General features: G+C 70.5%; 21 protein-coding genes and 1 pseudogene. 11 read left to right on the top strand and 11 right to left on the bottom strand.

The window, feature by feature from the left end; translation table 11 throughout:
• Positions 1-86 precede the first annotated feature (86 nt).
• Entirely contained in the window at positions 87-2,369 is a 2,283-nt protein-coding gene (locus ACZ4NB_RS08020) for a heavy metal translocating P-type ATPase (RefSeq protein ID WP_467659238.1), read from the bottom strand.
• A gap of 90 nt (positions 2,370-2,459) precedes the next feature.
• Positions 2,460-2,753 (bottom strand): heavy-metal-associated domain-containing protein, encoded by a 294-nt coding sequence (locus ACZ4NB_RS08015; RefSeq protein WP_467659236.1) that lies wholly within the window; start codon positions 2,751-2,753, stop codon positions 2,460-2,462.
• Positions 2,754-3,012: 259 nt separating this feature from the next.
• Between ACZ4NB_RS08015 and ACZ4NB_RS08010 the strand changes: the two are divergent.
• Together ACZ4NB_RS08010 and ACZ4NB_RS08005 are read left to right on the top strand one after the other, a co-directional pair.
• A pseudogene (locus ACZ4NB_RS08010) lies at positions 3,013-3,729 on the top strand (rhodanese-like domain-containing protein); the annotation flags it as partial.
• Positions 3,726-4,475, top strand: coding sequence for a sulfite exporter TauE/SafE family protein (locus ACZ4NB_RS08005; protein WP_467659234.1), 750 nt, complete (start codon positions 3,726-3,728; stop codon positions 4,473-4,475). The pseudogene ACZ4NB_RS08010 and the gene ACZ4NB_RS08005, both read left to right, overlap by 4 nt.
• 33 nt (positions 4,476-4,508) lie before the next feature.
• Here the strand turns inward: ACZ4NB_RS08005 and ACZ4NB_RS08000 are convergent, their stop codons facing one another.
• Positions 4,509-4,790, bottom strand: coding sequence for a metal-sensitive transcriptional regulator (locus ACZ4NB_RS08000; RefSeq protein WP_467659232.1), 282 nt, complete (start codon positions 4,788-4,790; stop codon positions 4,509-4,511).
• Positions 4,791-4,870: 80 nt separating this feature from the next.
• On the opposite strand from ACZ4NB_RS08000, the gene ACZ4NB_RS07995 reads away from it, so the two are divergent.
• On the top strand, positions 4,871-5,437 hold the full coding sequence (locus ACZ4NB_RS07995; protein WP_467659230.1) for a rhodanese-like domain-containing protein: 567 nt from the start codon (positions 4,871-4,873) through the stop codon (positions 5,435-5,437).
• A gap of 103 nt (positions 5,438-5,540) precedes the next feature.
• Here ACZ4NB_RS07995 and ACZ4NB_RS07990 read toward each other — a convergent pair whose 3' ends face one another.
• Entirely contained in the window at positions 5,541-6,689 is a 1,149-nt protein-coding gene (locus tag ACZ4NB_RS07990) for a PH domain-containing protein (protein ID WP_467659228.1), read from the bottom strand.
• A gap of 471 nt (positions 6,690-7,160) precedes the next feature.
• Here ACZ4NB_RS07990 and ACZ4NB_RS07985 point away from each other — a divergent pair, with 471 nt between their 5' ends.
• A complete protein-coding gene (locus tag ACZ4NB_RS07985) occupies positions 7,161-8,378 on the top strand; it encodes a PP2C family protein-serine/threonine phosphatase (protein WP_467659227.1) in 1,218 nt (405 codons plus the stop codon).
• 52 nt (positions 8,379-8,430) lie between these two features.
• Here the strand turns inward: ACZ4NB_RS07985 and ACZ4NB_RS07980 are convergent, their stop codons facing one another.
• Positions 8,431-9,372, bottom strand: coding sequence for an alpha/beta fold hydrolase (locus ACZ4NB_RS07980; protein WP_467659225.1), 942 nt, complete (start codon positions 9,370-9,372; stop codon positions 8,431-8,433).
• Between the two features lie 132 nt (positions 9,373-9,504).
• Here ACZ4NB_RS07980 and ACZ4NB_RS07975 point away from each other — a divergent pair, with 132 nt between their 5' ends.
• A complete protein-coding gene (locus ACZ4NB_RS07975; RefSeq protein WP_467659223.1) occupies positions 9,505-9,813 on the top strand; it encodes an ArsR/SmtB family transcription factor in 309 nt (102 codons plus the stop codon).
• An 82-nt stretch (positions 9,814-9,895) separates the two neighbouring features.
• Positions 9,896-10,561 (top strand): maleylpyruvate isomerase family mycothiol-dependent enzyme, encoded by a 666-nt coding sequence (locus ACZ4NB_RS07970; RefSeq protein ID WP_467659221.1) that lies wholly within the window; start codon positions 9,896-9,898, stop codon positions 10,559-10,561.
• A gap of 189 nt (positions 10,562-10,750) precedes the next feature.
• Here the strand turns inward: ACZ4NB_RS07970 and ACZ4NB_RS07965 are convergent, their stop codons facing one another.
• Positions 10,751-11,158, bottom strand: a complete 408-nt coding sequence (locus ACZ4NB_RS07965; protein WP_467659219.1) for a winged helix-turn-helix transcriptional regulator — start codon at positions 11,156-11,158, stop codon at positions 10,751-10,753.
• Positions 11,159-11,299: 141 nt separating this feature from the next.
• On the opposite strand from ACZ4NB_RS07965, the gene ACZ4NB_RS07960 reads away from it, so the two are divergent.
• Positions 11,300-11,821, top strand: coding sequence for an SRPBCC domain-containing protein (locus ACZ4NB_RS07960; protein ID WP_467659217.1), 522 nt, complete (start codon positions 11,300-11,302; stop codon positions 11,819-11,821).
• On the top strand, positions 11,815-12,666 hold the full coding sequence (locus ACZ4NB_RS07955) for a hypothetical protein (protein ID WP_467659216.1): 852 nt from the start codon (positions 11,815-11,817) through the stop codon (positions 12,664-12,666). The genes ACZ4NB_RS07960 and ACZ4NB_RS07955 overlap by 7 nt, the downstream gene beginning before the upstream one ends.
• Before the next feature lie 339 nt (positions 12,667-13,005).
• On the opposite strand, the gene xdhC is transcribed toward ACZ4NB_RS07955, so the two are convergent.
• From xdhC to ACZ4NB_RS07940, 3 genes are read right to left on the bottom strand one after another with little or no spacing between them, the layout of a single operon-like run.
• On the bottom strand, positions 13,006-13,815 hold the full coding sequence (gene xdhC, locus ACZ4NB_RS07950; protein WP_467659215.1) for a xanthine dehydrogenase accessory protein XdhC: 810 nt from the start codon (positions 13,813-13,815) through the stop codon (positions 13,006-13,008).
• Between the two features lies 1 nt (position 13,816).
• Positions 13,817-16,273: a xanthine dehydrogenase molybdopterin binding subunit gene (gene xdhB, locus ACZ4NB_RS07945; RefSeq protein ID WP_467659214.1), complete on the bottom strand. Its 2,457-nt coding sequence runs from the start codon at positions 16,271-16,273 to the stop codon at positions 13,817-13,819.
• On the bottom strand, positions 16,270-17,775 hold the full coding sequence (locus ACZ4NB_RS07940; RefSeq protein WP_467659212.1) for a xanthine dehydrogenase small subunit: 1,506 nt from the start codon (positions 17,773-17,775) through the stop codon (positions 16,270-16,272). The genes xdhB and ACZ4NB_RS07940 overlap by 4 nt, the downstream gene beginning before the upstream one ends.
• Before the next feature lie 532 nt (positions 17,776-18,307).
• Here ACZ4NB_RS07940 and ACZ4NB_RS07935 point away from each other — a divergent pair.
• From ACZ4NB_RS07935 to ACZ4NB_RS07925, 3 genes are read left to right on the top strand one after another with little or no spacing between them, the layout of a single operon-like run.
• Positions 18,308-18,517, top strand: coding sequence for a ferredoxin (locus tag ACZ4NB_RS07935; RefSeq protein ID WP_467659210.1), 210 nt, complete (start codon positions 18,308-18,310; stop codon positions 18,515-18,517).
• Positions 18,507-19,880, top strand: coding sequence for an NAD(P)/FAD-dependent oxidoreductase (locus ACZ4NB_RS07930; protein ID WP_467659209.1), 1,374 nt, complete (start codon positions 18,507-18,509; stop codon positions 19,878-19,880). The genes ACZ4NB_RS07935 and ACZ4NB_RS07930 overlap by 11 nt, the downstream gene beginning before the upstream one ends.
• Positions 19,881-19,911: 31 nt before the next feature.
• Positions 19,912-21,096: a cytochrome P450 gene (locus ACZ4NB_RS07925; protein ID WP_467659207.1), complete on the top strand. Its 1,185-nt coding sequence runs from the start codon at positions 19,912-19,914 to the stop codon at positions 21,094-21,096.
• 51 nt (positions 21,097-21,147) lie between these two features.
• Here ACZ4NB_RS07925 and ACZ4NB_RS07920 read toward each other — a convergent pair whose 3' ends face one another.
• Both ACZ4NB_RS07920 and ACZ4NB_RS07915 read right to left on the bottom strand, forming a co-directional pair.
• Entirely contained in the window at positions 21,148-21,936 is a 789-nt protein-coding gene (locus ACZ4NB_RS07920) for an ATP nucleotide 3'-pyrophosphokinase (RefSeq protein WP_467659205.1), read from the bottom strand.
• Between the two features lie 224 nt (positions 21,937-22,160).
• The coding region (locus ACZ4NB_RS07915; RefSeq protein WP_467659203.1) for a collagenase at positions 22,161-23,119 on the bottom strand (959 nt) is incomplete at its 5' end.

Raw genomic sequence — 23,119 nt, 5'->3', positions numbered from 1 at the left:
CGACGACGCCGGCGGACAGAGCCCGGCGGCCGCACCCGGGAATCGCCGGGTGCGGCCGCCTCGTGCGAGCTTTCCTTCCTGCTGCCTTATGTGAAGCGCCGGAGCCGGAGGCTGTTGGTGACGACGAAGACCGAGGAGAAGGCCATCGCCGCTCCGGCGATCATCGGGTTGAGCATGCCGGCCGCCGCGAGGGGAAGGGCGGCGACGTTGTAGCCGAAGGCCCAGAAGAGGTTGCCCTTGATGGTGGCCAGGGTGCGGCGGGAGAGCCGGATGGCATCGGCGGCCACGAGGAGGTCGCCGCGGACGAGGGTGAGGTCGCCGGCCTCGATGGCCGCGTCGGTGCCGGTGCCCATGGCCAGGCCCAGGTCGGCGGTGGCCAGGGCGGCCGCGTCGTTGACGCCGTCGCCGACCATGGCGACCGTACGGCTCTCGGCCTGGAGGCGCTGGACGACGGCCACCTTGTCCTGCGGGAGGACCTCGGCGATCACCTCGTCGATGCCCACCTCGCGGGCGACGGACTCGGCGACGGCCTTGTTGTCGCCGGTCAGCAGGACCGGGGTCAGGCCGAGGCGGCGCAGTGCGGCGACGGCCTGCGCGCTGGTGTCCTTCACGGCGTCGGCGACGGTGAGGACGCCGCGGGCTTCTCCGTCCCAGGCGACGGCCACGGCGGTGCGGCCCTCGGCCTCGGCGGCCGCCTTGGCCGCGGCGAGTTCGGCGGGCAGCTCGATCGCCCACTCGCGCAGCAGCTTCTCCCGGCCGACGAGCACCGCGTGCCCGTCGACGACACCCTGCACGCCGAGCCCGGCGACGTTCTCGAAGCCCTCCGGTGCGGGCAGTGTGCCGGTGCGCTCGGCGGCGCCGTCGGCGAGGGCGCGGGCGATGGGGTGCTCCGAGGCGTGCTCCAGGGCGCCGGCCAGCCGCAGCAGCTCCCGGTCGGTCACGCCGGGGGCGGCGATGACGTCGTGGAGGGCCATCCGGCCGGTGGTGACGGTGCCGGTCTTGTCGAGGACGACGGTGTCGACGCGGCGGGTGGACTCCAGAACTTCGGGGCCCTTGATGAGGATGCCGAGCTGGGCGCCGCGGCCGGTGCCGACCATGAGGGCGGTGGGGGTGGCCAGACCCAGGGCGCAGGGGCAGGCGATGATCAGTACGGCCACCGCGGCGGTGAAGGCGGCGGCCGCGTCGCCGGTGGTCAGCAGCCAGGCGAGCAGGGTGCCGAGGGCGATGAGGAGGACGACCGGGACGAAGATCCCGGAGATCCGGTCGGCCAGGCGCTGCACGGCGGCCTTGCCGTTCTGGGCGTCTTCGACCAGCTTGGCCATACGGGCCAGTTGGGTGTCGGCGCCGACGCGGGTGGCCTCGACGACCAGTAGGCCCGAGGAGTTGACGGTCGCGCCGGTGACGGCGTCGCCCACGGTGACGTCCACCGGCACGGATTCGCCGGTGAGCATGGCGGCGTCGACGGCAGAGCTGCCCTCGACGACCGTACCGTCGGTGGCGATCTTCTCCCCCGGCCGTACGACGAATCGGTCGCCGACCGCCAACTCGGCCGTGGGGATACGGACTTCGCGCCCGTCGCGCAGCACGGCCACGTCCTTGGCGCCCAGTTCGAGCAGGGCGCGCAGGGCGGCGCCGGCCTTGCGCTTGGACTTCGCCTCCAGGTAGCGGCCGGCGAGGATGAACGTGGTCACCCCGGCCGCGGCCTCCAGGTAGATGGAGGAGGAGCCGTCGGCGCGGGAGACGGTGAAGTCGAAGCCGTGGCGCATGCCCGGCATGCCCGCGTGACCGAAGAACAGGGCCCACAGCGACCAGCCGAGCGCGGCGAGCGTGCCGATCGACACCAGCGTGTCCATGGTGGCGGCCCCGTGCCGGGCGTTGGTCCAGGCGGCCCGGTGGAACGGGAGGGCTCCCCAGACCACGACCGGTGCGGCCAGGGTCAGGGACAGCCACTGCCAGTTGTCGAACTGCAGGGCCGGGACCATGGCCATCAGCACCACAGGCGCCGAGAGCACGAGCGAGATCAGCAGCCGCTGCCGCAGCGCGCCGGCCTCCCCACCGTCCTCGTTCGGGGCCCCTGCCGGGGCGGCCGCTTCCTTGTCCGCCTGGGGCGTCGGCTTCGGCGGCTCCTGAGCGGTGTAGCCGGTCTTCTCGACGGTGGCGATGAGATCGGCGACCTCGACTCCGGTGCCGTAGGCGACCTTCGCCTTCTCGGTGGCGAAGTTGACGGTCGCGCTGACCCCGTCCATGCGGTTGAGCTTCTTCTCGATGCGCGCGGCGCAGGAGGCGCAGGTCATACCGCCGATGGAGAGCTCGATCTCGGCGGAGGGGAGGGCGGGTGCCGCCGTCTCTTCGGGGGCGATGCTGGTCATGCGGGTTCTCCCGGGAGGAGGGCCGGGGCGTACTGCGTCCATATCAGTGGAGCGGCAGGACCCGGCAGGGGTGTGTGGGGAGGGCTTGCCTCAGATGCGGCCGGCGAGCGCATAGCCCGCCTCGTCCACGGCGGCCCGGACGACCTCGTCGTCGAGCGGGCCGGTGGAGGTCACGGTGACCAGGCCGGTGGCGGCCACGGCCTGGACGGAGCTGACGCCGGATATCGCGGAGATCTCAGCGGAGACGGCGCCCTCGCAGTGGCCACAGGTCATGCCGGTCACCTTGTAGACGCTCGTCACGCCGGCCGGCACGTCGCCGGTGGCGGAGGTGCCGCGGGAGGCGTCCGGGGTGCAGCAGGAGCTGGGCTTCGTCTGGGTGGTCATGGCTGCTTCCTTCGGCTGTGGTGTGCGTACGAGCGGCTGTGGTGTGCGTATGGGCGATGCCTCGGTCGGGGGGCGAGCCGACCGTTCCGGCGCTCCCGACGAGAGAAACCATATACCCCTGGGGGGTATATACGGAAGGGGGGTATCGCGGCTCGGTGCGCCCAGGAGGCGGGGGTAGGCGTATCGGGGCGATCGGTGCGCCGGTCGGATGCCCGCGCGCGGCCGGGTGGTGGGCGAGCGCTGTCCGCCGACGGTGTCGGTCGACCTGACCCCTCCCGCGCCCGCGGACGCCGAGGAGATCGCCTCCCGGCTGGCCGCGGGGGAGTGGGTGGTGGACCTGCGCAACCGGGTCGCCTTCGCCCAGGGGCATGTGGCCGGATCCTTCAACTTCGAGGGCCGGGGCAAGCCGGCCACCTACCTGGCCTGGCTGCTCCCGTGGGGCAAGCCGGTCACCCTGCTGGCCGAGACGCCCGAACAAGTCGCCCACGCACAGCGGGAGTTGGTCCGGGTCGGCATCGACCGACCGGCCGCCGCCGCCACCGGCAACCCGGCCGCATGGATCCGCGACGGCGACCGTCTCGCCTCCTTCCCGCGCGCCCGCTTCACGGACCTCGCCGCCGTGCGCGAGCGGGGCGAGCAGGTGCTGGTGCTGGATGTGCGGCGCGATGCCGAGCGTGCGGGCGGGTTTATCGACGGTTCGGTCCACATCCCGATCCACGAGTTGGGCGGCCGCGTCCGCGAGGTGCCCGACGGGGTGGTGTGGGTGCACTGCGCCGGCGGGATGCGCGCGGCGATCGCCGCCTCCCTGCTCGATGCCGTCGGACGTGACGTGGTCGCCGTCGACGACGGCTTCGACGCCGCCGTCGCGGCAGGTCTCACCCTCGCCAGTCCCGACGGCGCCGACCGGATGACCGCTCGGACCCGCGCGGACCTGCCCGTCACCGGAGACCGCGGCCGCGGCGGTGGCATAGCGTGAGTGCGCTGATCCTGTCCCTGGCCACCGGCGCGGTGGTCGGGCTCGCGCTCGGCGCACTCGGCGGGGGCGGCAGTGTCCTGGCGGTGCCGGCGCTGATCTACCTGCTCGGCTTCACCCCGGCCGCCGCCACCACCGCGAGCCTGCTCATCGTCACCGCCACCTCACTCACCGCCCTGTACGCCCATGCCCGTACCGGCAATGTGCGCTGGAGGGCCGGGGCCCTGTTCGCCACGGCCGGGCTCCTGCCGGCCGCCGCGGCGGGCGCCGCCGCCGCTCGTCTGCCGCAGTCGGTACTGACCACCGCGTTCGCCGCCCTCGCCGTCCTCGCCGCCGTGCGCATGCTGCGCCCCGGCCGGGCGGGCCCCGGCCGTACGGCGGTGGTGCGGCCGGCGAAGGCAGCGGGAGCCGGTGCGGGACTGGGCGCGCTGACCGGGCTGCTCGGGGTCGGCGGAGGCTTCCTCGCCGTCCCCGCGCTGGTCACGGTGCTGGCGTTCGAGATGCCGGCCGCCGTCGGCACCAGCCTGCTGGTCATCTCGGCGAACTCGCTCGCCTCGCTCGCCACCCGCGGCGCCACCACGGCAGGCGTCGACTGGGCGTTGGTCGCCCCCTTCGCCGGGGCCGCGATCCTCGGTGCCTGGGACGGCAGACGCCTGGCCGCCAAGATCACCGGAAATGTGCTGCAGCGGACCTTCGCTGCCCTGCTGCTGGCTGTCGCCGCCTCCATGCTGATCGACGCACTCATATGAGCCGAGCCCCGTACGGCCGCCGGCGCCGGCCGCTCAGGCCAGCGACAGAAACAGCTTCTCCAGACGGGCGCGCATCTGCTCCCGGTCCTCCGGCGCGCCCATGTCCGCATCGGTCAGACAGCGCTGAAGACCGGTGGCGATGATCGCGAAACCCGCCTTGTCCAAGGCCCGGGAGGCGGCCGCCAGCTGCGTGACCACGTCCTCGCAGTCCCGCCCCTCCTCGATCATCCTGATCACACCGGCGATCTGGCCCTGCGCCCTGCGCAGCCGGTTGACCACCGTCTTCAGTTCCTCGGCCGCCATCGGCAGATCCACAGTCCACACTCCTTCGCGGGATACCCCCTTGGGTATCCTATCGAAGGGGTGACCACTGAAGAGCAAAGGAGAAATCCCCCGTGGCACCCACCGTCTCCCTCACCGCCGACCAGGCCCACGCCCGTCTCGCCGACCTGACCGTCATCGACGTACGCACCCCCGGCGAGTACGCCTCCGGCCATCTGCCCGGCGCCCACAACATCCCCCTGGACCACCTCGCTGCGGCCCTGCCCACCCTGAGGACCGTCGCCGGCCGTGGCGGCCTCCTCCTCGTGTGCGCCTCCGGCGCCCGCTCCGCCCAGGCCCGCGAGCACCTGGCCGAGTACGGCATCGCCGCCGCCGACCTGACCGGCGGCACCACCGCCTGGGTACAGCTCGGCCACGACGTCCAGCGCCCCGCCGGCACCCGCGCCGTCTGGGCGATGGAGCGTCAGGTCCGCCTCGCCGCCGGCTCCCTCGTCCTGGCCGGGCTGCTCACCGGCCGGCGCTGGCCCCGGGCCCGCCGGCTGTCCGTGGGCGTCGCCGGCGGCCTGGTCCTCTCCGCCCTCACCGACACCTGCGGCATGGCCAGGCTCCTGGCCAAACTCCCGCACAACCAGCCCAGGGCCACCGACCTCGACGCCACCCTCGCCGCCCTGGTCGACTGAGCCCGCCCGGCAGCGCGCCACCGGTGTCGGTCTCCGAAGTGGCCTGCACAGACCGCCGAAGTCGTCCGGGCCCAAGGGGTTCTGCCCCCCAACGGGCGTCGCTTCACACGTCAACCGGGAGTGTCGTGAAGTGCGCTGAGGAGACCCACCGTTGGCCGCCGTGGCCGGCGAGGGCCTCTATGAGTTCCGCCCGCTGCCGTTCCGTCATGGGGCCGAGGACGCACACCGGCACGCGCCGGCGAGCCGTGACCGTGTCCGACTGGGGATAGGGCCACCCTGCCGGGCGGAGCATGGTCGGCCTGCCGGCGCCGTGTTCCAGGTCGATGTGAATTCCGGTGCAGCGGTAGGGCGATGAGCCCTGGATCTCCTCGATACTGACGCGCCGGATCTGGCCCCATGGGATCTCTCGCCGTCCAGCGGCGCTGCCGGTTGCGATCCCCCGTGGATCGACGTGCAGCGCCCATCGGGATCTCGCCTTGCGCGCACCCGCATGCTTGGTGATCACGAACGTCCCCGTGAGCGCACTGGCAGTGGCCCCGAGCGCGATCAGCCCGCCCATGCCACCTCCGACCGACATGATGGCCAGCCAGCCATCCTGACCGGCGGTGGCTCCGGGCGTGACGAGCCCCAGATGGAGCGGGAAGTAGAAGCTGGCCACCGCGATCGCAGACGAGAGCAGTGCTGTGGTCCAGGAAGCCATCGTGCGCGGTCGGGCCGCATAGGCGGACAGCGGTTCCTGTCCGGTCCACGACATATCGAAGGAAGCGGGTGGCGCGGTGGGCGGCATCCGTACCGTCGTCTTCACCTGTGATGGAGCCGCCCGGCGCGCGAGTGACGTACGCATCGCACGGGCCATCCTGGTCAGAAGGACGGTGCGGGCTTCATGGCCCGATGGGGGTTCGGGCGCGGGAGCGCGGTCGAGTCGTCGTAGCGCCTGGGAGAGCTCGGCGGCATGCGAGTACCGCTGAGCGGGGTCCTTGTGCAGCAGGGTCAGCACGAGGTCGTCCCAGGCGGGTGGGGTGTCCGCGAACACCGAGCTGGGGGCGGGGGGTTCCTGGGTGAGGTGTGCCGTGAGGTAGCCCACGGTGTCGGGGGCCTGGAACGGCAGCCGGCCGGTGATCAGCTCGAACAGGAGGCAGCCGAGCGCGTACAGATCGCTGCACGGTTCGGCGAAACCCGAGTTGTCGCACCAACCGGTAACGGCCCCCGAGAAGTTGGTCTCGCACGGCTGCGCCTCCCCCGTTTCGAACATTTCTGTTCCTCCCGCCGGTGAACCAGCGCGATGGGGATCATGACGCGACCGCGTGGGCGACACACCCGTTATCCGGAAACCCGCCGAACGGCGGGGTGTTCGCCAGGACGGCCGCCCTGATCCGGAGTCAGCTTTCCCGCTCCGGCGCGTTCGATACCGCCCCGCGCCCGCCACCGCCCGACCAGCACCTGTCCTCCCGCTCGTGCGCTGACCGCTCGCCGCACTCGCCGCGGCGTACGGTCCGGAGCACCGGGCCGTGGACGGCGTGCACCCGACGCCGGCCGGTCACTCGGCACTCGCGTCGGCCTGGCTGCGCCTGGTCGCATGAACGTCGGCGCCACGGCTGGTCGCATGAACGTCGGCGCCACGGCGTGGGCCCGGTCGAGCTCGCCGACCGTCGCTCTCGCCCTCGCCGCGGTCCGGTCTGACGTGAGAGAAGACGGGATCGGTGTGAAACTGGGGACGGAAGGGGTGATCCCCTTGTCGGACCCACCGCACGCGTCCCCCGGTCCCGACACCGCCGTCGACGAGAATCGGCTGGAAGAGCTGATCATCGAGGCGCAGACGGCCCTGCCCTTCGAAATGCCCGCCCTGGCCAACCGGTGCGCCGCGGCCCTCGGCCTGGACTCCGCGCTGATCCACCTCGTCGATCTGCAACAACGGCTGCTCATCCCGCTCGACGAGTCCCTGGAAGCGCTGCCGGTGGATCGCTCCTTGGCCGGCTGGGCGTACCGTACGGTCTCCCCGCGGGTGGCCGAGGCCGACGACGGACTGATCGTCTGGATGCCGCTGGTCGACGGTGCGGAGCGGCTGGGCGTGCTGGAGGTGCGGACCGCCTCGCTCGACCGGGTACGGATGCGCCGGAGCCAGATCCTGGCCCATCTGTTCGCCATGCTGATCACCTCCAAGCGCGGCTACAGCGACTGGCTCGCCGCCCGCACCCGCACCGCGACCATGCAGTTGCCCGCCGAGATGCTGCGGGCCTTCCTGCCGCCCCACACCATCGGCAGCTGCAGGTGCGTCTCGACCGCGGTCCTGGAGCCGGCGTACGAGATCGCCGGCGACGCCTTCGACCACTCGGTGGTCAAGAACGTGCTGCACACCATGATCCTCGACGCCATGGGCCACGATCTGACCGCCGGGCTGACCACGTCGGTCGCCATGGCCGCGGCGCGCAACGCCCGCCGCGGCGGTGGCGACCCGGCCGACATCGTCGGCTCCGTCGACCAGGCGCTCGCCCAGTGGGTGCCCGACCAGTTCTGCACCGGCGTGCTGTGCCGGCTCGACGCCGAGACCGGGGTGCTGCACTGGGTCAATTGCGGTCACCCCCCACCGCTGCTGATCCGTGCCGAGCGGGTGCTCGCCGGGGCGCTGGACAGCCCCCCGCAGCCGCCGATCGGCCTGGCCGGCCCGCTCGCCCCGGCGGCCCGGAAGGTCCACGAGACGATGCTGGAACCGGGGGACTGCGTCCTGCTGTACACCGACGGTGTCGTGGAGGCCCGCGACGCGGACGGTGCGGAGTTCGGCCTCGACCGCTTCACCGACTTCATCATCCGCTCCAACGCCGCCGGTCAGCGCCCGGCCGAGGTGCTGCGGCTGCTCATCCACGCCATACTCGACTACCAGCGCAACCAACTGCGGGACGATGTGACCATCCTGCTCTTCGAATGGCGCCCGCAGCACCAGTGACGCGGTAGCGGTGTCCGGCGCAGCCGCCGCAGGTACCGGCGCGCCGACGTCGTCACGAGGCGTTGCGCGGGTGGTCGCGGAAGAAGCGGACCAAGTGGCGGACGACTGCTTCGGGTTGTTCCTCGGGGAGGTAGTGGCCGCTGCCGGAGACCTCGACGACTTCGAGGTCCGCGGCCTTGGGCGCAAGGACCGGTTCCACGATCGCGCGGCTGCCTGCACCACCGCCGAGCGCCAGCACGGGGGCGGTCAGCGGGGCGTACGCCTCGCCGTCGGCGATGTCCTGGGCCAGGGCCCGGTACCAGGCGTTGCCGGCGCGGATCGCCGCGTCGCCGGAGTAGGCGCGGGCGTACACCTCGCGGTCGTGGTCGGCGATGGCGGCCGGGTCTGCGGCGAGGTAGTCGATCATCCAGTCGACCAGCAGACGGCTACGGCCGGCCAGGAGGCGTTCGGGCAGGTCGGGGACCTGGTTGAAGGCGAACCACCACAGGAACCGGCCGGGGGCGGCGTGGATGTCGCCGTCGACTTGGTGGCGCCCGGGTACCGGCAGGAGGGAGTAGCCGAAGAACCGGTCGTCCGGCGGCGCTATGTCCAACAGGGCGACGCGACGCGTCACTTCGGGGTGGTTGGCGGCGAACGCGTACCCGACCATGCCCCCGATGTCATGCCCCGCGATATGCACGGCGTCGTATCCGAGGAGGTCGACCAGACCTCGGATGTCCGCGGCCATGGTCTTCTTGTCGTACCCGCCGACGGGTTTGTCCGAGCCGCCCATCCCGCGCAGGTCGACCGCGACGACCCGGAAGTGCTCGGCGAGCGCCGGCATGACCTTGTGGAACTGCCACCACGTCTGCGGCCACCCGCCCAACAGCAGCAGCGGATCGCCGTCGCCGCCCGCGACGTAGTGCAGGCGGACCCCATCGACCTCGGTGTGGGTGCTGACGAACTCGCCCTCCAGCGAACGCGCCAGCTCGGCGTCGGACAGCGTTCCGGACATGCGGCCTCCCGTGAAGTTCGAATGTACGAGAGATCCGTACAATAGTCGAAGCCGTGAGCGCTGTGCGGGGCCGCTTCGCCCGCACCGGAGCGCGCCGACGGCCGTTGTACGGATATGCCGTAGCCTCGGACCATGGCTCTGCTGCACCCGACCCGCGAACAGATCACGCTCGAAGACGTGCTGGCCGCGCTCGGCCACCCGGTGCGGATGACGATCGTCCGCGCTCTCGCCTCGGGGCAGGAGACGTACTGCGGCGCGATCGAGACCGGCGCTCCGAAGTCCACGCTGACCCACCACTGGCGGGTCCTGCGCGAAAGCGGCGTCATCCGTCTGCGTCACGAAGGCCGCAGAAACTACCTCACCCTGCGCGCCGACGATCTCGACGCACGCTTCCCCGGGCTCCTCACCGTCGTCTTCCAGGGCCCGAACGAACCATCCTGAACGGGCCGTTCAACCGCCTGGCAACAGGTCCCTCGCGTTCGGGTAGATTCGCCGAATGGAACCGTCTTCCCTTCTCCGTCATATGCGAGGTGAACTGGACGCCTTCCGGAACTGCCTCGACGGCGACCTGGCCGCGCCCGTCGAGCACTGCGGTGACTGGACGCTGCTCGACCTGGCCGAGCATGTGGGCAGTTCGAATCTCCGGGTGACCGCCGCCGTCGGCGAGCAGCGCGGCGATCAGGAACCCGCGGCGGCACCGCGCGAACGAGCCGCCCTCATACGGTGGTTCGACGATGCCTCGCAGGCCCTGTACGCGGCATTGGACACCGATCCGTCCACACCCGCCCGGACGTTCCATCCGCCGCACACCGTCGGGTTCTGGCAGCGGCGCCGCTGTATGGAGGCGCTGGTCCATCGCTGGGACGCCGAACTCGCCCTGGGCGCCTCCCCGGCACTCGACGCCGTGCTCGCGGGGGAGGGAGTGGCCGAGGTCCTGGACACGATGGCACCGCGGCAGATCGCCCGCGGCCGCACCCAGCCGCCCCGGGCCGCGCTGCGCCTGGAGGCCACCGACACGGGCGCATCGTGGACCTACGGCCCCGGCGCGCCGGTGGCCGCGCTGACCGCGCCTGCGGAATCCCTGCTGCTTCTGCTGTGGGGACGGATGCCGCTCGACGGCGGGGCGTTCGCCTGGGACGGCGATGAACGAGAGGGCCGTCGGATCCTGACGGGACCCTTGACCCCTTGACCCCTTGACCCCTTGACCCGTTGCCCCTTGACCTGATGACCCGGCCGACCCGGTCCCCTCCAGGAGAACATGGCATGACGAAAGTGCTGGACATCAATGCCCGCGGTAAGCGCGAGGCCATGCAGGCGCTCAGCCGCCTGGGGGAGTGAAGGCCCCGACACGGTCCGGCTCTGACGGGCCCGGCCGTGCTCACCGTGCTGCGGAATCGCCTCCGTCGTACGCGTCGCGGTGTTGGACGATCTCCGCCTGGTGGTCCTGCACCCATTGCACGACCTGGGTGACGGTGTCGCTCAACGACCGGCCCAGCGACGTGAGTTCGTACTCGACCCGAGGCGGCACCTCGGCGTAGGCCGTCCGCGTCACCAGGCCGTCACGGGTCAGCGCGCGCAGCGTCTGGCTCAGCATGCGCTGGGACACCCCGGCGATCCGCTCGTGGAGCGTCGTGAAGCGCAGCGGCCCATCGGCGAGTGCGGTGACGACCAGGACGGTCCACTTGTCCCCGACACGGGCGAGCACATCGCGTACGAGTTCAATGGTCGCCGCGCACTCGGAACTGACACCCGCGGCCTCCAGTTGCGTACGCAGCGCGACAGCCATGTGTGCGTTCCCTCCGAGTGCGTAGCTGACTTCAAAGTGCGTGAGCGCGAGGTCTTGATCGCAGTGGCCGCACCCCCGTTACATACGGATCGTAACCAACGGGCGTCCGCCCGATCCGCCGCGATGCCATGCGAGGGAAACATGACCCGGGGAGCCGCTGTACCGGATTCGGCCGCTGAGGGGCCCGTCGATGACGCGGCCCCGGGGGTGCGGCACGACACCTTCATCGTGGAGTCCCAGGTGGCCGCAACCCCGGGCACGGTCTTCGAGGCATTCGCCGACACTCCGGCGCGGCGCCGGTGGTTCAGGCTGCCGGGCCACCAGGTGTCGTACGACCACGACTTCACGGTGCACGGGGGCGAGAGCGCAACGAGCGTCTTCACGGTTGCGGGCGCCGCGCCGGAGCGGCTCGCCTACGCGTCCCGGTACCTCGACATCGTGGCGGGGGCGCGGATCGTCTACACCTACACCTCACGCGTGGACGACATCCCGCGATGGGCCTCGCTGGTGACCGTCGAACTGCACCCGCAGGCCGGCGGCACCCATCTGCGGTGGACCGAGCAAGCGGCCTTCCTGACCCCGTCCGCGGAGCCGGAACACGACCTTCCCCACCTGCGTGGTGCCACCCGCCTGCGATTGAACGGTCTCGCGGCGGCGTGCTAGCCGCCGCGATCGACCGCCCCGACATCGCCGGTGTGCAGCTGGTGGTGCCGTGGAAGGCGCTCGAAAGGAAGCAGGACCAGTACGACTTCTCGTCGATCGACCAGGCGCTGAAGTATCTGCGGGCCCGCCACAAGAAGCTGTTCATCCAGGTCCAGGACCGCTTCTTCGTGGCGCCGAGCAGGCTCCCGGGCTATCTGCTGTCCGACCCGAAGTACAAGGGAGGCGCGGCCCCGACGAAGAACGAGAGCGGCCTCGGCCCCGGCCGGCCCGGTACCGTCGCGGCGCAGTGGAATCCGGAGGTGCGGGGCCGCTTCCAGCATCTGCTGAAGGCGCTGGCGCAGCGGTTCGACGGCCGCCTCGCGGGGGTGAACCTCCCGGAGACCGCCACCGAGGTGGACAGGGAAAAGGACCACACCGGATACAGCGACGACGCCTACTTCTCCGCCGAGCTCGCCAATATGGCCTACGGCAAGAAGGTCTTCGCCAAGACGCCGTTCATCCAGTACGTCAACTTCTGGCCGGGCGAGTGGAACAACAGCCGCAACTATATGCAGCGCACCTTCGAGTTCGCCGCGTCGCACGGAATCGGCCTGGGCGGGCCCGACATCCTGCCGGACCGCCCGGCGCAGATGCAGAACTCGTACCCGTTCTTCAACAAATACCGCGGGAAGCTGCCTCTCGTGGCCATGGCCGTGCAGGAGCCCGACTTCCAGTACAAGAGCCCCAGGACGAAGAAGCCGTACACCCGGAAGGAGTTCATCGACTTCGGTAGGAACACCCTCGGCGTCGACGCCATCTTCTGGGCCACCAGCGCACCCTGGCTCCACCAACCGGCGACGCGATAGCGCAACGGCAGCCAGAACTGCTGGAGAGCGTGCTCGGTGCGGGCACGCTGCTCTCAGAAGCTGCGTCACCCCTCCGAAGCGTCGGAGCGCCGGCGCAGTGTCGCGGTGGCGAGGTCCAGGAATTCCCTTAAGCCGAGCTCAGCATCGAGGAGAGCGTTCCCGGGGTGGCGGAGACGATCGAGCGACACCAGGGGAAGCCTGGTCTCCACTTTCTTGATTACGAGGGGCAGGTCGTCCCCTGGTAGACCCGGGGTCCACCGCGAACACCCCTCTTCCGAAAGGGCGCCCCGCATGGGTGCGTTCGCACCGGTGCGGGGCCCTGTCGATCCAGTGGGAGAGTCAGTTCCCCTCGATTTCGAAGCTGCGCAGCAGATCGGCGGCAACGCTCACGGCGATGGTCGCGGGTTCCTTGCCGGTGATGTCGGCCAGCCCGATCGGGGTCTTGATCCGATCGATGGTGGCCTCGTCGTGACCGCCCTCGGTGGCGAGGCGTTTGCGGAACCGCGCCCACTTGGCCGCCGATCCGATCAGCCCGATGAAGCCGAGATGGGTGGTGCGCAGGGCGGCGTCGCACAGAGCGGCGTCCTCGGCGTGATCGTGGGTCATGATCAGGATGTGGGTGCCGCGCGGCAAGTCCGCCAGCACCTCCTCGGGCAGCAGCGGCGTGTGATGCACATGCACCTGCGCCACCGCGTCCGCCAGTACGTCGAGCCGCTCCTTGGTCAGGATGTCGGAGCGGCTGTCGATCAGGTGGAGGTCGAGGTCCTGACGTGCCAGGATGCGCGCCAGCTCCAGCCCGATGTGCCCGACGCCGAAGATCGCCACGGCCCTTGGGACGGGCAGCGGTTCGAGCAGCACCGAGACCGTGCCGCCGCAGCACTGCACGCCGTGCTGGTTGGTCACCTTGTCGTTGAGGGCGAAGTCGATCAGCTCCGGCTCCGGCTGGGACGCGGCGATCATGTCCCGGGCCCGATCGATCGCGACCGCCTCGACATTGCCCCCGCCGATCGAGCCCCATGTCTCGGTCTGCCCCACCACGAGTTTCGCACCGGCGTCGCGCGGGGCATGGCCGCGCACGGTCGCGACGGTCACCAGCACGCCGGGCTCCCGGCGTGCTCGCAACCGTGCCGCCGCGGTGAGCCACGTCATGTCAGGCACCGCTCAACGCGTCTGCGTCGCTTCGGATCCCGCCGGCGGCGGCGTGCTCGCTGCCGCTGTGGTCGTGGGCGGAGAACCCATTACCGGCGAACCTGTTGGCGGCGTGACCGTTCCGCGAGACATCGCCCTGGCGAGCCGCCTGGATCGCCCAGTACACCGCTTCCGGCGTGGCGGGCGAGGCCAATTCGACGCTGATCCCGCTCGGCCCGAACGCGGAGGCTGCCTGCCGCAGGGCTTCTCGCACCGAGAACGCCAGCATCAGCGGAGGTTCGCCCACCGCCTTGGATCCGTATACCGCGCCCTCTTCAGTGGCGTTCTGAAGAAGCGTGACGTGGAACTCCTCCGGCATCTCCGAGAAGCTCGGCAGTTTGTAGGTGCTCGCGGCCTGGGTCAGCAGCCGACCGCGGTTCGGTCCGTCGCTCGCGTCCCAGCGCAGGTCCTCAAGCGTCAGCCAGCCGGCGCCCTGCACGAAACCGCCCTCGACCTGACCGATGTCGATCATCGGGGACAGGCTGTCGCCGACATCGTGCACGATGTCCACCCGCCGGATGCGGTAGGCGCCGGTGAAGCCGTCCACCTCCACCTCGGCTGCGGCGGCGCCGTAGGCGAAGTACTTGAACGGCGAGCCCCGGAACGTCTTGGCGTCCCAGTGCAGCCCCTCGGTCCGGTAGAAGCCGGCCGCCGACAACTGAACGCGCTGGAAGTACGCGATGCGCACAAGGTCGTCCCAGGCCAGTTCCCTGTCGTTGCCCAGGGCGCGCGCGACGCCCTCGACGATGCGCACATCCGAGGCATGCGAACCCAACTGGGTGGCAGCCACCTGTAGCAGCCGCTCGCGCAACTGCTCGCAGGCGTTCTTCACCGCCGCACCGTTGAGATCCGCCCCGGCACTGGCGGCGGTGGCACTGGTGTTGGGGACCTTGTCGGTTCGCGTCGGGGCCAGCCGTACCTTGTGCAGGGGGATGCCCAGCGTGGTCGCGGCCACCTGCAGCATCTTGGTGTGCAGGCCCTGGCCCATCTCGGTGCCGCCGTGGTTGATCAGGACCGAGCCGTCCTTGTAGATCAGCACCAGCGCGCCGCCCTGGTTGAAGGCGGTGAGGTTGAACGAGATGCCGAACTTGATGCCGGTGATCGCAAGGGCCCGCTTGCTGTGCGGGTGCGCGGCGTTGAAGGCGGCGATCTCGCGCTTGCGGTCGGCGATGCCGGCGTTGTCCTGAACCTGCTGCCAGACGGTGGAGATCCGCTCGGGGTGGGCGACCGGCTGTCCGTACGGCGTGTACTGGCCCTGCCGGTAGAAGTTGCGCTCCCGCAGCTCCATCGGATCCAGGCCGAGCAGCGGCGCGCACCGACCCATGATGTCCTCGATGACCAGCATGCCCTGCGGTCCGCCGAAGCCGCGGAAGGCGGTGTTGGAGACCTTGTGGGTCTTGGCGATGCGACCGGCGATGCGCGCGTGGGGGATCCAGTAGGTGTTGTCGATATGGCACAGCGCGCGGGCCACCACCGGCTCGGAGAGGTCCAGGCTCCAGCCGCCGTCCGCGGTCAAGGTGGCATCCAGGGCCTGGATACGGCCGTCGGCGTCGAAGCCGATCTTCCACGTGGCGTGGAACCCGTGCCGCTTACCGGACATGGTCAGGTCCTGCGTCCGGTTGAGCCGCAGCCGGACCGGTCGGCCGGTCAGCTTGGCGCCGAGCGCGGCGACGGCCGCGAAACCGTGCGGCTGCATCTCCTTGCCGCCGAAGCCGCCACCCATCCGCAGACACTGCACGGTCACCTCGTGGCTGTGCAGTCCGAGCACATGCGCGACGATTTCCTGCGTCTCCGAAGGATGCTGGGTGCTGCTCTGGACGAACACCTGCTCGGCCTCGTCGACATAGGCCAGCGCCGCGTGCGTCTCCAGGTAGAAGTGTTCCTGATCCGAGAACTGCAACTCGCCGGTGAACACATGGGCGGAGTCGGCGAAGCCGGCGTCGACGTCGCCGGTCAGCATCACGGGCCGAGCGCCGTGAAAGCTGTCGGCCGCGATCGCGTCCTGCAGTGTGACCAGGGAGGGAAGGTCGTCGAGCGCCACCTCGACGGCCGCCGCACCGAGCCGGGCCGCCTCCAGGGTCTCGCCGAGCACCCAGGCGACCGCGTGGCCGTGGAACATGACCTCGTCGGGGAACAGCGGTTCGTCATGCTTCATCCCGGCATCGTTGACGCCGGGGACATCGGCACCGGTCAGTACGCGCACCACACCGGGCACGGCGAGCGCGGGCTCGGTGCGTATGGCGGTGATCCGGCCGTGCGCCTTCAGCACCTGGACCGGGTAGGCGTGCAGCACGTCCTTGGTGCGATGGACCAGGTCGTCGGTGTAGAGCGCGGCGCCTGTGACGTGCAGGTTTGCGCTCTCGTGCGGCATCGGGACACCGACGACGGGCCTTTCAGGACGCTCGGACAACTGGCTCATGACGGCACCGCCTCGGTGGTCTCGGCGTACAGCTTCAGCAGGCTCTGGCCGAGCATCGCGGAGCGGTACTCGGCGCTGGCACGGTGATCGTTCATCGGCGTGCCCTGGGACCGCAGGACCTCGGCCGCCGCCTCGACGGTCTGTGCCGCCCATGGCTTGCCCTCCAGGGCCGCCTCGGCGGCGAGGGCGCGGACCGGGGTGGCGGCCACACCGCCCAGGCCGATGCGTGCCCTGCGGACGATGCCGTCCTCGATGTCGAGCGCGAAGGCGACCGCCACGCTGGAGATGTCGTCGAAGCGCCGCTTGGCGATCTTGTGGAAGGCCACGACCGGCGACAGCGGCAGCGGGATGCGCACCGCGCGGATCAGCTCGCCGGGACGGCGCACGCTCTGACGGTAGCCGGTGAAGTACTCCGCCAGCGGGACCTCGCGCTCACCGTCGGCGTCGGCGAGCACCACCGACGCCTCCAGCGCGAGCAGCGCCGGTGGGCTGTCACCGATGGGGGAGCCGGTACCCAGGTTGCCGCCGAGCGTCGCCCCGTTGCGAATGAGCCGGGACGCGAACTGCGGAAACAGCTCTGCCAGCAGCGGGATGTCACCGTCGAGGCGGCGTTCGATCTCGGTGAGCGTCAGCGCCGCCCCGATCTCGATGTGGTCCGATGCGATGCGCAGCCCCCGCAGTTCGGCCAGCCGGTCGATGGCGACCACGCAATCCGCCCGGCGGGAGCGGATGTTCACCTCGACGCCCCAGTCGGTGGAGCCGGCGACCACCACCGCGTCGGGTCGCTCGCGCAGCACCCGCAGCGTTTCGGGCAGGGTGCTCTTGCGCAGGAACACCCTGTCGCCCCAGGTGTATTCGGTAGCGACCGGTGCGGGCGGGGACTGCTCGCGGCGCTGCGCCAGCGGGTCCGCTTCGGTGGGCGTACCGACGGCGAACGCGGCATCGCGGATCGGGCGATAGCCGGTGCAGCGGCACAGGTTTCCGCTCAGCGCATGCAGATCGAAACCGTTCGGCCCGTGCTCGGCGTCGGTGCTGTGGGCCGAGTCCGAGCCTGAGCCCGAGTGCGCGTCCGAGCCCGGTTCCGAGTCTGTGTGCGCGCAGCGGTCGGGCCGGTAGTACTCGGCGGCCATGCTGCAGATGAATCCCGGTGTGCAGTAGCCGCACTGGGAGCCGCCGCGGACCGCCATCTCCTCCTGCACCGGGTGCAGGCTGGGTGGCTTGCCGGGTCCGGCGTCGGTGGCCAGGCCCTCGGAGGTGATGATCTCCTGGCCGTCGAGCGCCGCGGCCGGGACCAGGCAGGCGTTGACCGCTACCCAGTCGGTGGGCTTGTTCACTCCGGGACGGGCCACCAGGACCGAACAGGCGCCGCATTCACCCTCGGCACAGCCCTCCTTGGTACCGGTGAGGCCACGCTCGCGCAGGAAATCCAGCGCAGTGGTGTGGGCCGCAGCCGGTGAAAGCGGTGTTTTCTTCCCGTTGACCGTGATCCGCACTTCTACCATGACGGGCCTTCATTCCGGTACGCGATCGGTCGGTTCATGATGTTCGCCAATTTCGGGCCGCTTTCTGTGTTCAGAGGCGCTACGTGCGAGGGACGGGCGCAAGGGCACGCGAGTGCGACGTGCCGGAAGGTGTGACGAGAAATCCGGAATGTGCCATCGGACGGGCACATCAGAACGGCGTGCTCAGCAGCCGTGCGCGATCCGACCCGGAACCCAGACCGTGCACTGGGCGAGGCGACCGAGATCGGAGCTGGTGTACATCCGCCGGTCGCCTCCTTTCGGGAATCATGGATCGAGTTCTCACGCAAAGTAGTGGCTGGGGCCACCGAGATCAAGAGGTTGCCCGTCCTCAGGGAGGTCGCCGGCGCGTTGCCGGAGCACGACGGGGGTACTGGCGCCCGGCTCGGCGCTCGGGGTGACCCGCTCCCGGTGCGTACCGGCTCGTGGGGGAGCCGAGCGCGGCCGTGCGGGGGCCCGGATCTCGCCCCATGCTGGAGATGAGGGGGACGAGGCGACGGAGGAAGTGGTGAGGATGCGGACCGTTGTGGACCTCACGCGCTGCCAGGGCTACGCACAGTGCGTGTTCCTCGCGCCGGAAGTGTTCCAGCTGCACGGGGAGGAGGGGCTGCTGTACGCCCCCGCCGTCCCCGACGACCAGGTCGAGCGCGTACGGCAGGCCGCGGCGGCATGCCCGGTACAGGCGATTCTCCTTGGCGAGGAGGTGAAGGCCGGTGTCCGGTGACCTCAGAGACGGCCATATCGTCATCGTCGGCGCGTCGCTGGCCGGGCTGAGGGCCGCGGAGGCGCTGCGCACGGAGGGCTTCACCGGCTCACTGACCGTGGTCGGGGACGAGCCCCACCCGCCCTACGACCGGCCGCCGCTGTCCAAACAGGTCCTCCTCGGCCAGGCGGCGGCGGACACCACCGCGCTGCCGATGCGGCGGGACCCCGACGCGGACTGGCGCCTGGGGATACGTGCCACGGGGCTGGACCCCCTCGGGAAGCGGGTCGTACTGGACAACGGCGAGTCGCTGCCCTTCGACCGGGTGCTGATCGCCACCGGGACCCGCGCGCGGCCCTGGCCCAACCCGGAGGAGGCCGCCCTGGACGGGGTGTTCACGCTGCGCACCCGGGACGAAGCCGGGAGCCTGGCCGAGCGAATGGCGGCCGGGCCGCAGCGGGTGCTGGTGATCGGTGCCGGATTCACCGGCTCGGAGATCGCCTCGGCCTGCCGGGAACGAGGACTGGAGGTCACGGTCGCCGAACGCGGCCCCGCACCCCTGGTGGGCGCGCTCGGCGGCACCCTGTCGAGACTCGCGGCCGTCATGCACCGCAGCCACGGCGTGGACCTGCGCTGCGGGGTGACGGTCACCGCCCTGCGCGGGGACGGGAACGGCCGGTTCACCGGTGCGGACCTGTCCGACGGCAGTCGCGTCGACGCGGACCTGTGCGTCGTGGCGCTGGGAGCCGTCCGCAACGTGGAGTGGCTCGCGGAATCCGGGCTGGCCGCGGGACCGCGCGGAATCGCCTGCGACGCCGGCTGCCGGGCCTTCAACATGTACGGGATCGTCACCGATGACGTCTTCGTGGCCGGCGACGTCTCCCGCTTCCCCCACCCGCTTTTCGGGTACCAGATGCTCGCCCTGGAGCACTGGGGCAACGCGGTCGCACAGGCCGAGGTGGCGGCGCACAACATGGTCAATCCGGGGCCGATGCAGCGCCCGCACCTCGCCATCCCGACCTTCTGGTCGACCCAGTTCGGATTCAACATCAAGTCGGTGGGGGTGCCCACCTACTCCGACCACGTGGTCATCGCCCAGGGCTCACTGGAGGCGCGCCGGCTGGCGATGGTCTACGGCTACGAGGGGCGGGTCACCGCCGCGGTCACCGTCGACATGGCCAAGTCGCTCGACTACTACCGGTACCTGATCGAGACGGCCGCTCCGTTCCCGCCCCCGTCCGGTGCGGCGGACCGCGCGATCGCGGCCGACGTCCCGATTCCGTCCGCCGTGCCTGATCCGAAGGGCCTGTCCCACGGCCCCACCGTGGCGCTCACCGGTTATCTGCCGGACCGCCGGCTGACCGTGGTGCAGCCCACCGGCTGAGCCACGTCCCGCCCAACCACGAGGAGCCACCATGGACTCCGACACCTTGCTGGCACGGATCACCGACTACGCCAGCCGCCCCAATCCCTACCCGCTGTACGCGGAACTCCGTGAGGCCGGTCCCGTGGTGCGGCAGGCGGACGGCAGCTTTCTGATCGGCACCTACCACGAGATCGCCGCCCTGCTCCACGACCCGCGGATGAGCGCCGATCCACGCTCGCGTGGCGAGACGATGCGCAAACCGCCGTTCCTCCGGCTCGACGACCCCGAACACCACAGGCTGCGCACCCTGGCCATGCGGCCGTTCGGCCCGCCGCACAGCCCGGGTCGGGTCGATGCCATGCGCGGCGAGATCGCCCGGCTCACCGACGAACTGATGGGGGCCTTCCAGACAGGGCGCCAGGTCGACATCGTCGACGATTTCGCCTACCCGCTGCCCGTCACTGTCATCTGCCGGCTGCTCGGCGTGCCCCGGCAGGACGAGGCACAGTTGCAGGAATGGTCCAACGCCCTGGTCGCAGCCGCCGACGTGCGGCCGGACGAGGACCCCACCGAGCGGGTCCGGGCGGGCAACCAGGCGCGGACCGAGATGGGCGGATACCTGGTCGACCTCGCCGAGCAGCGCCGTGGCCACCCGACCGACGACATGCTCTCCGCCTTCGTCAACGAACCGGATCCTGCTCTGCGGCTCACCCAGGAGGAACTCGCGGAAACCGCCATCCTGCTCTTCATCGCGGGACACGAGACCACGGTCAACCTCATCACCAACGGGGTGCTCACCCTGCTGCGCCACCCCGAGCAGTTGGACCACCTGCGACGTGATCCCGACCTGCTGCCGCGCGTGGTGGAGGAACTGCTGCGCTACGAACCTCCGGTCCACATCCGGGAGCGCATCCCCCACGCCGACATCGACGTCATCGGCACCACGATTCCCCAAGGCACCTCCGTCGTACTCGTGTTGGCCTCGGGAAACCGCGACCCCATGCGGTTCCACGAGCCCGATCGGTTCGATCCCACCCGCCCGGACAACGAGCACTTCGGCTTCGGCAGCGGTATCCACCTGTGCTACGGCGCACCCCTCGCCCGCATCGAAGCCCAGTCCGCGCTCGGTGCGTTGATCCCGTACCTCGATACGGCCCGCCTGGTCCAGGACCCGCCCCCCTACCGGCAGAACGCCATGCTCCGCGGACCCCGCCACCTGGCCGTCCGCCTCTGAGGCTCCGGGACCGCGCGCAGCACCTTCGAGGCCCTGCGCCGGGCGGACGGATCAGCGACGGGAGGCGGTGACGGGTACGAGGGGAGCGGTCAGGCGGTCGGCGCCGGGCGGGACGGGAACCCTTGCGAAGATCGCGTCCTGCTGCTCCTGGAGCTCCTTGGCGCGCTCGGGTGTCGTGCTGGGCAGCCGCTGCTCCTCGTACAGCTTGTGCGTCTCCTCCTGTGCCCACTTGCTGGTCGGCGTGTGGAACTGGATCTCGAACGGATGCCCGGAACGCGGTGCGCGCCAGCCGGTGTTGAGCCCCTTGTAGCCCTTCCCGCTGTTCCAGCGGTTGGTCCACTTGGTGCTGTTGTTGCCCCAGGCCGCGAGAGTGCGCGAGGCGATGGTGACACCGACGCGGTAGCGGCGGTCGGGCCACTGCAGCGTGTAGCGCACCGAGTCGCTGATCCTCGCCAGGGCCTCGCCGACGGGCTGGCCCGGGTTCTCCTTCATCGAGGTGGCGACCTTGCGCTTGAGCGAATCCGGGGACTTCAGACGGCGGTCGAAGCCGATGACCTCGGCGGCGCTGAGTGCCGCGGCCGCCCGCACCTGCGGGCTGATGGACCGCTCCGCCTTCTTGGCCTGCTTCAGATAGGCGTCCACACGCGCGTTGTCGGCAGGGTCCAACGACAGTCCGCCCTCACCCTGCCAACCTCCGTCCTCGGTGGCCGACCGGATACTGGGGTGGACCCTGCTGTCCTGCGCTGACGCGGTCTGCGCCCCGTTCGCCAGGCCCATCCCCACAATGGCGCTCAGAGCCAGCGCGGTGACGACCCGGGACACCTTGGCTGTGATCCTCATCGTCTGCTGCGTCCTTCCTGGAAACGGCACCTGTACGGCTGCCACGTGATCCGGAAAGGATCCTGGCTCTTCCAGGGCGGAGTGATGCCGCGCCCCGCGCAGAGTGTCTTGAATGCGCGATTATTCACCCGACTGGGGGCGCAGAGCCTGGTGTCCCACGCATCGTTCGTGCGCGGGACACCAGGCTCTCCTCGTTCAGTTACTGCCGGTGGCCGAGGCCCCGGTCAGCGGCCGCTCCGGGCCGGCAGTTGGCCGCAGTCGCCGCCGGCGCACTTGCTCAGCCAGTCGGCGAAGTCGGCGTCGTACTTGGTGCCGATGGTGTCGCGGAGCAGGCTGTGGGCGGCGTCGTACTCGCCTGCGCGGTAGTGGCCGAGCAGCGTGGTCACGTCCTCGGGGTGCGACTGGAGCATGTATCGGACGCCCAGGTAGCCCCACTGGTAGATACGGGTGGTGTCGGCGTTGTCGTAGGTGGTCTCGAAGAGCTGGCTGAGTTTGTAGGTGTTCTTGCCCGCTTCCTCGATCGCCCGGTCGTAGGTGACGCCGCGGTACGTGTAGGAGACGTACTCGGCGAAGCCCTCGACCCACATCACGGTCGGGGTGGTCTGCCCGGCCGCGAAGTCGCCGTGCATGTCGAAGCGGCCGTCGAGGTAGTGGGTGTACTCGTGGTTGAGGTTCCAGATCTGGAAGGCGCCGTCCTGGGCCGGCTGCTCGTAGGCGATGAACCGCGGCTGGTTGCCCTCGGCGGCCGGGTCGCCCTCCAGGTACATGCCGCCGTTGTTGGTGTCGATACCGAACACGACACCGGCGTAGGTCTTGTAGTCGGTACTGGAGTTGAAGGCGACGATCTCGATGTTGGTGTTGTTGTCGTCCTTGACCGGACCGTTGTCCTTGACGATGCCGTGGAAGACCGGGTCCTGCTTGAGGATGCTGTCGCAGGTGGCCGAGAGCTCGGCCTCGGTCAGCTCCTGCGCGAGGATCTTCGCGCTCGGACCGCATTCGTGCTTGATCTTCAGCACGGCGTCGCGCACGCGGTTTTGCAGGTCGCAGGTGTCGTAGTCGGCGCAGTTCGCCTTGTCGAACTGGTCCGTCATCTCGGCGAGGCCGACCCAGAGCGGCGCGGTGCGCCCGGTGATCTTGCTCCGGCCGAGCAGTTCCTTGACCAGCGGCTTGACGGTGTCCTTGA

The sequence above is a fragment of the Streptomyces sp. NPDC026575 genome (assembly GCF_055567415.1).
This window is presented reverse-complemented; position numbering and strand designations above follow the sequence as displayed.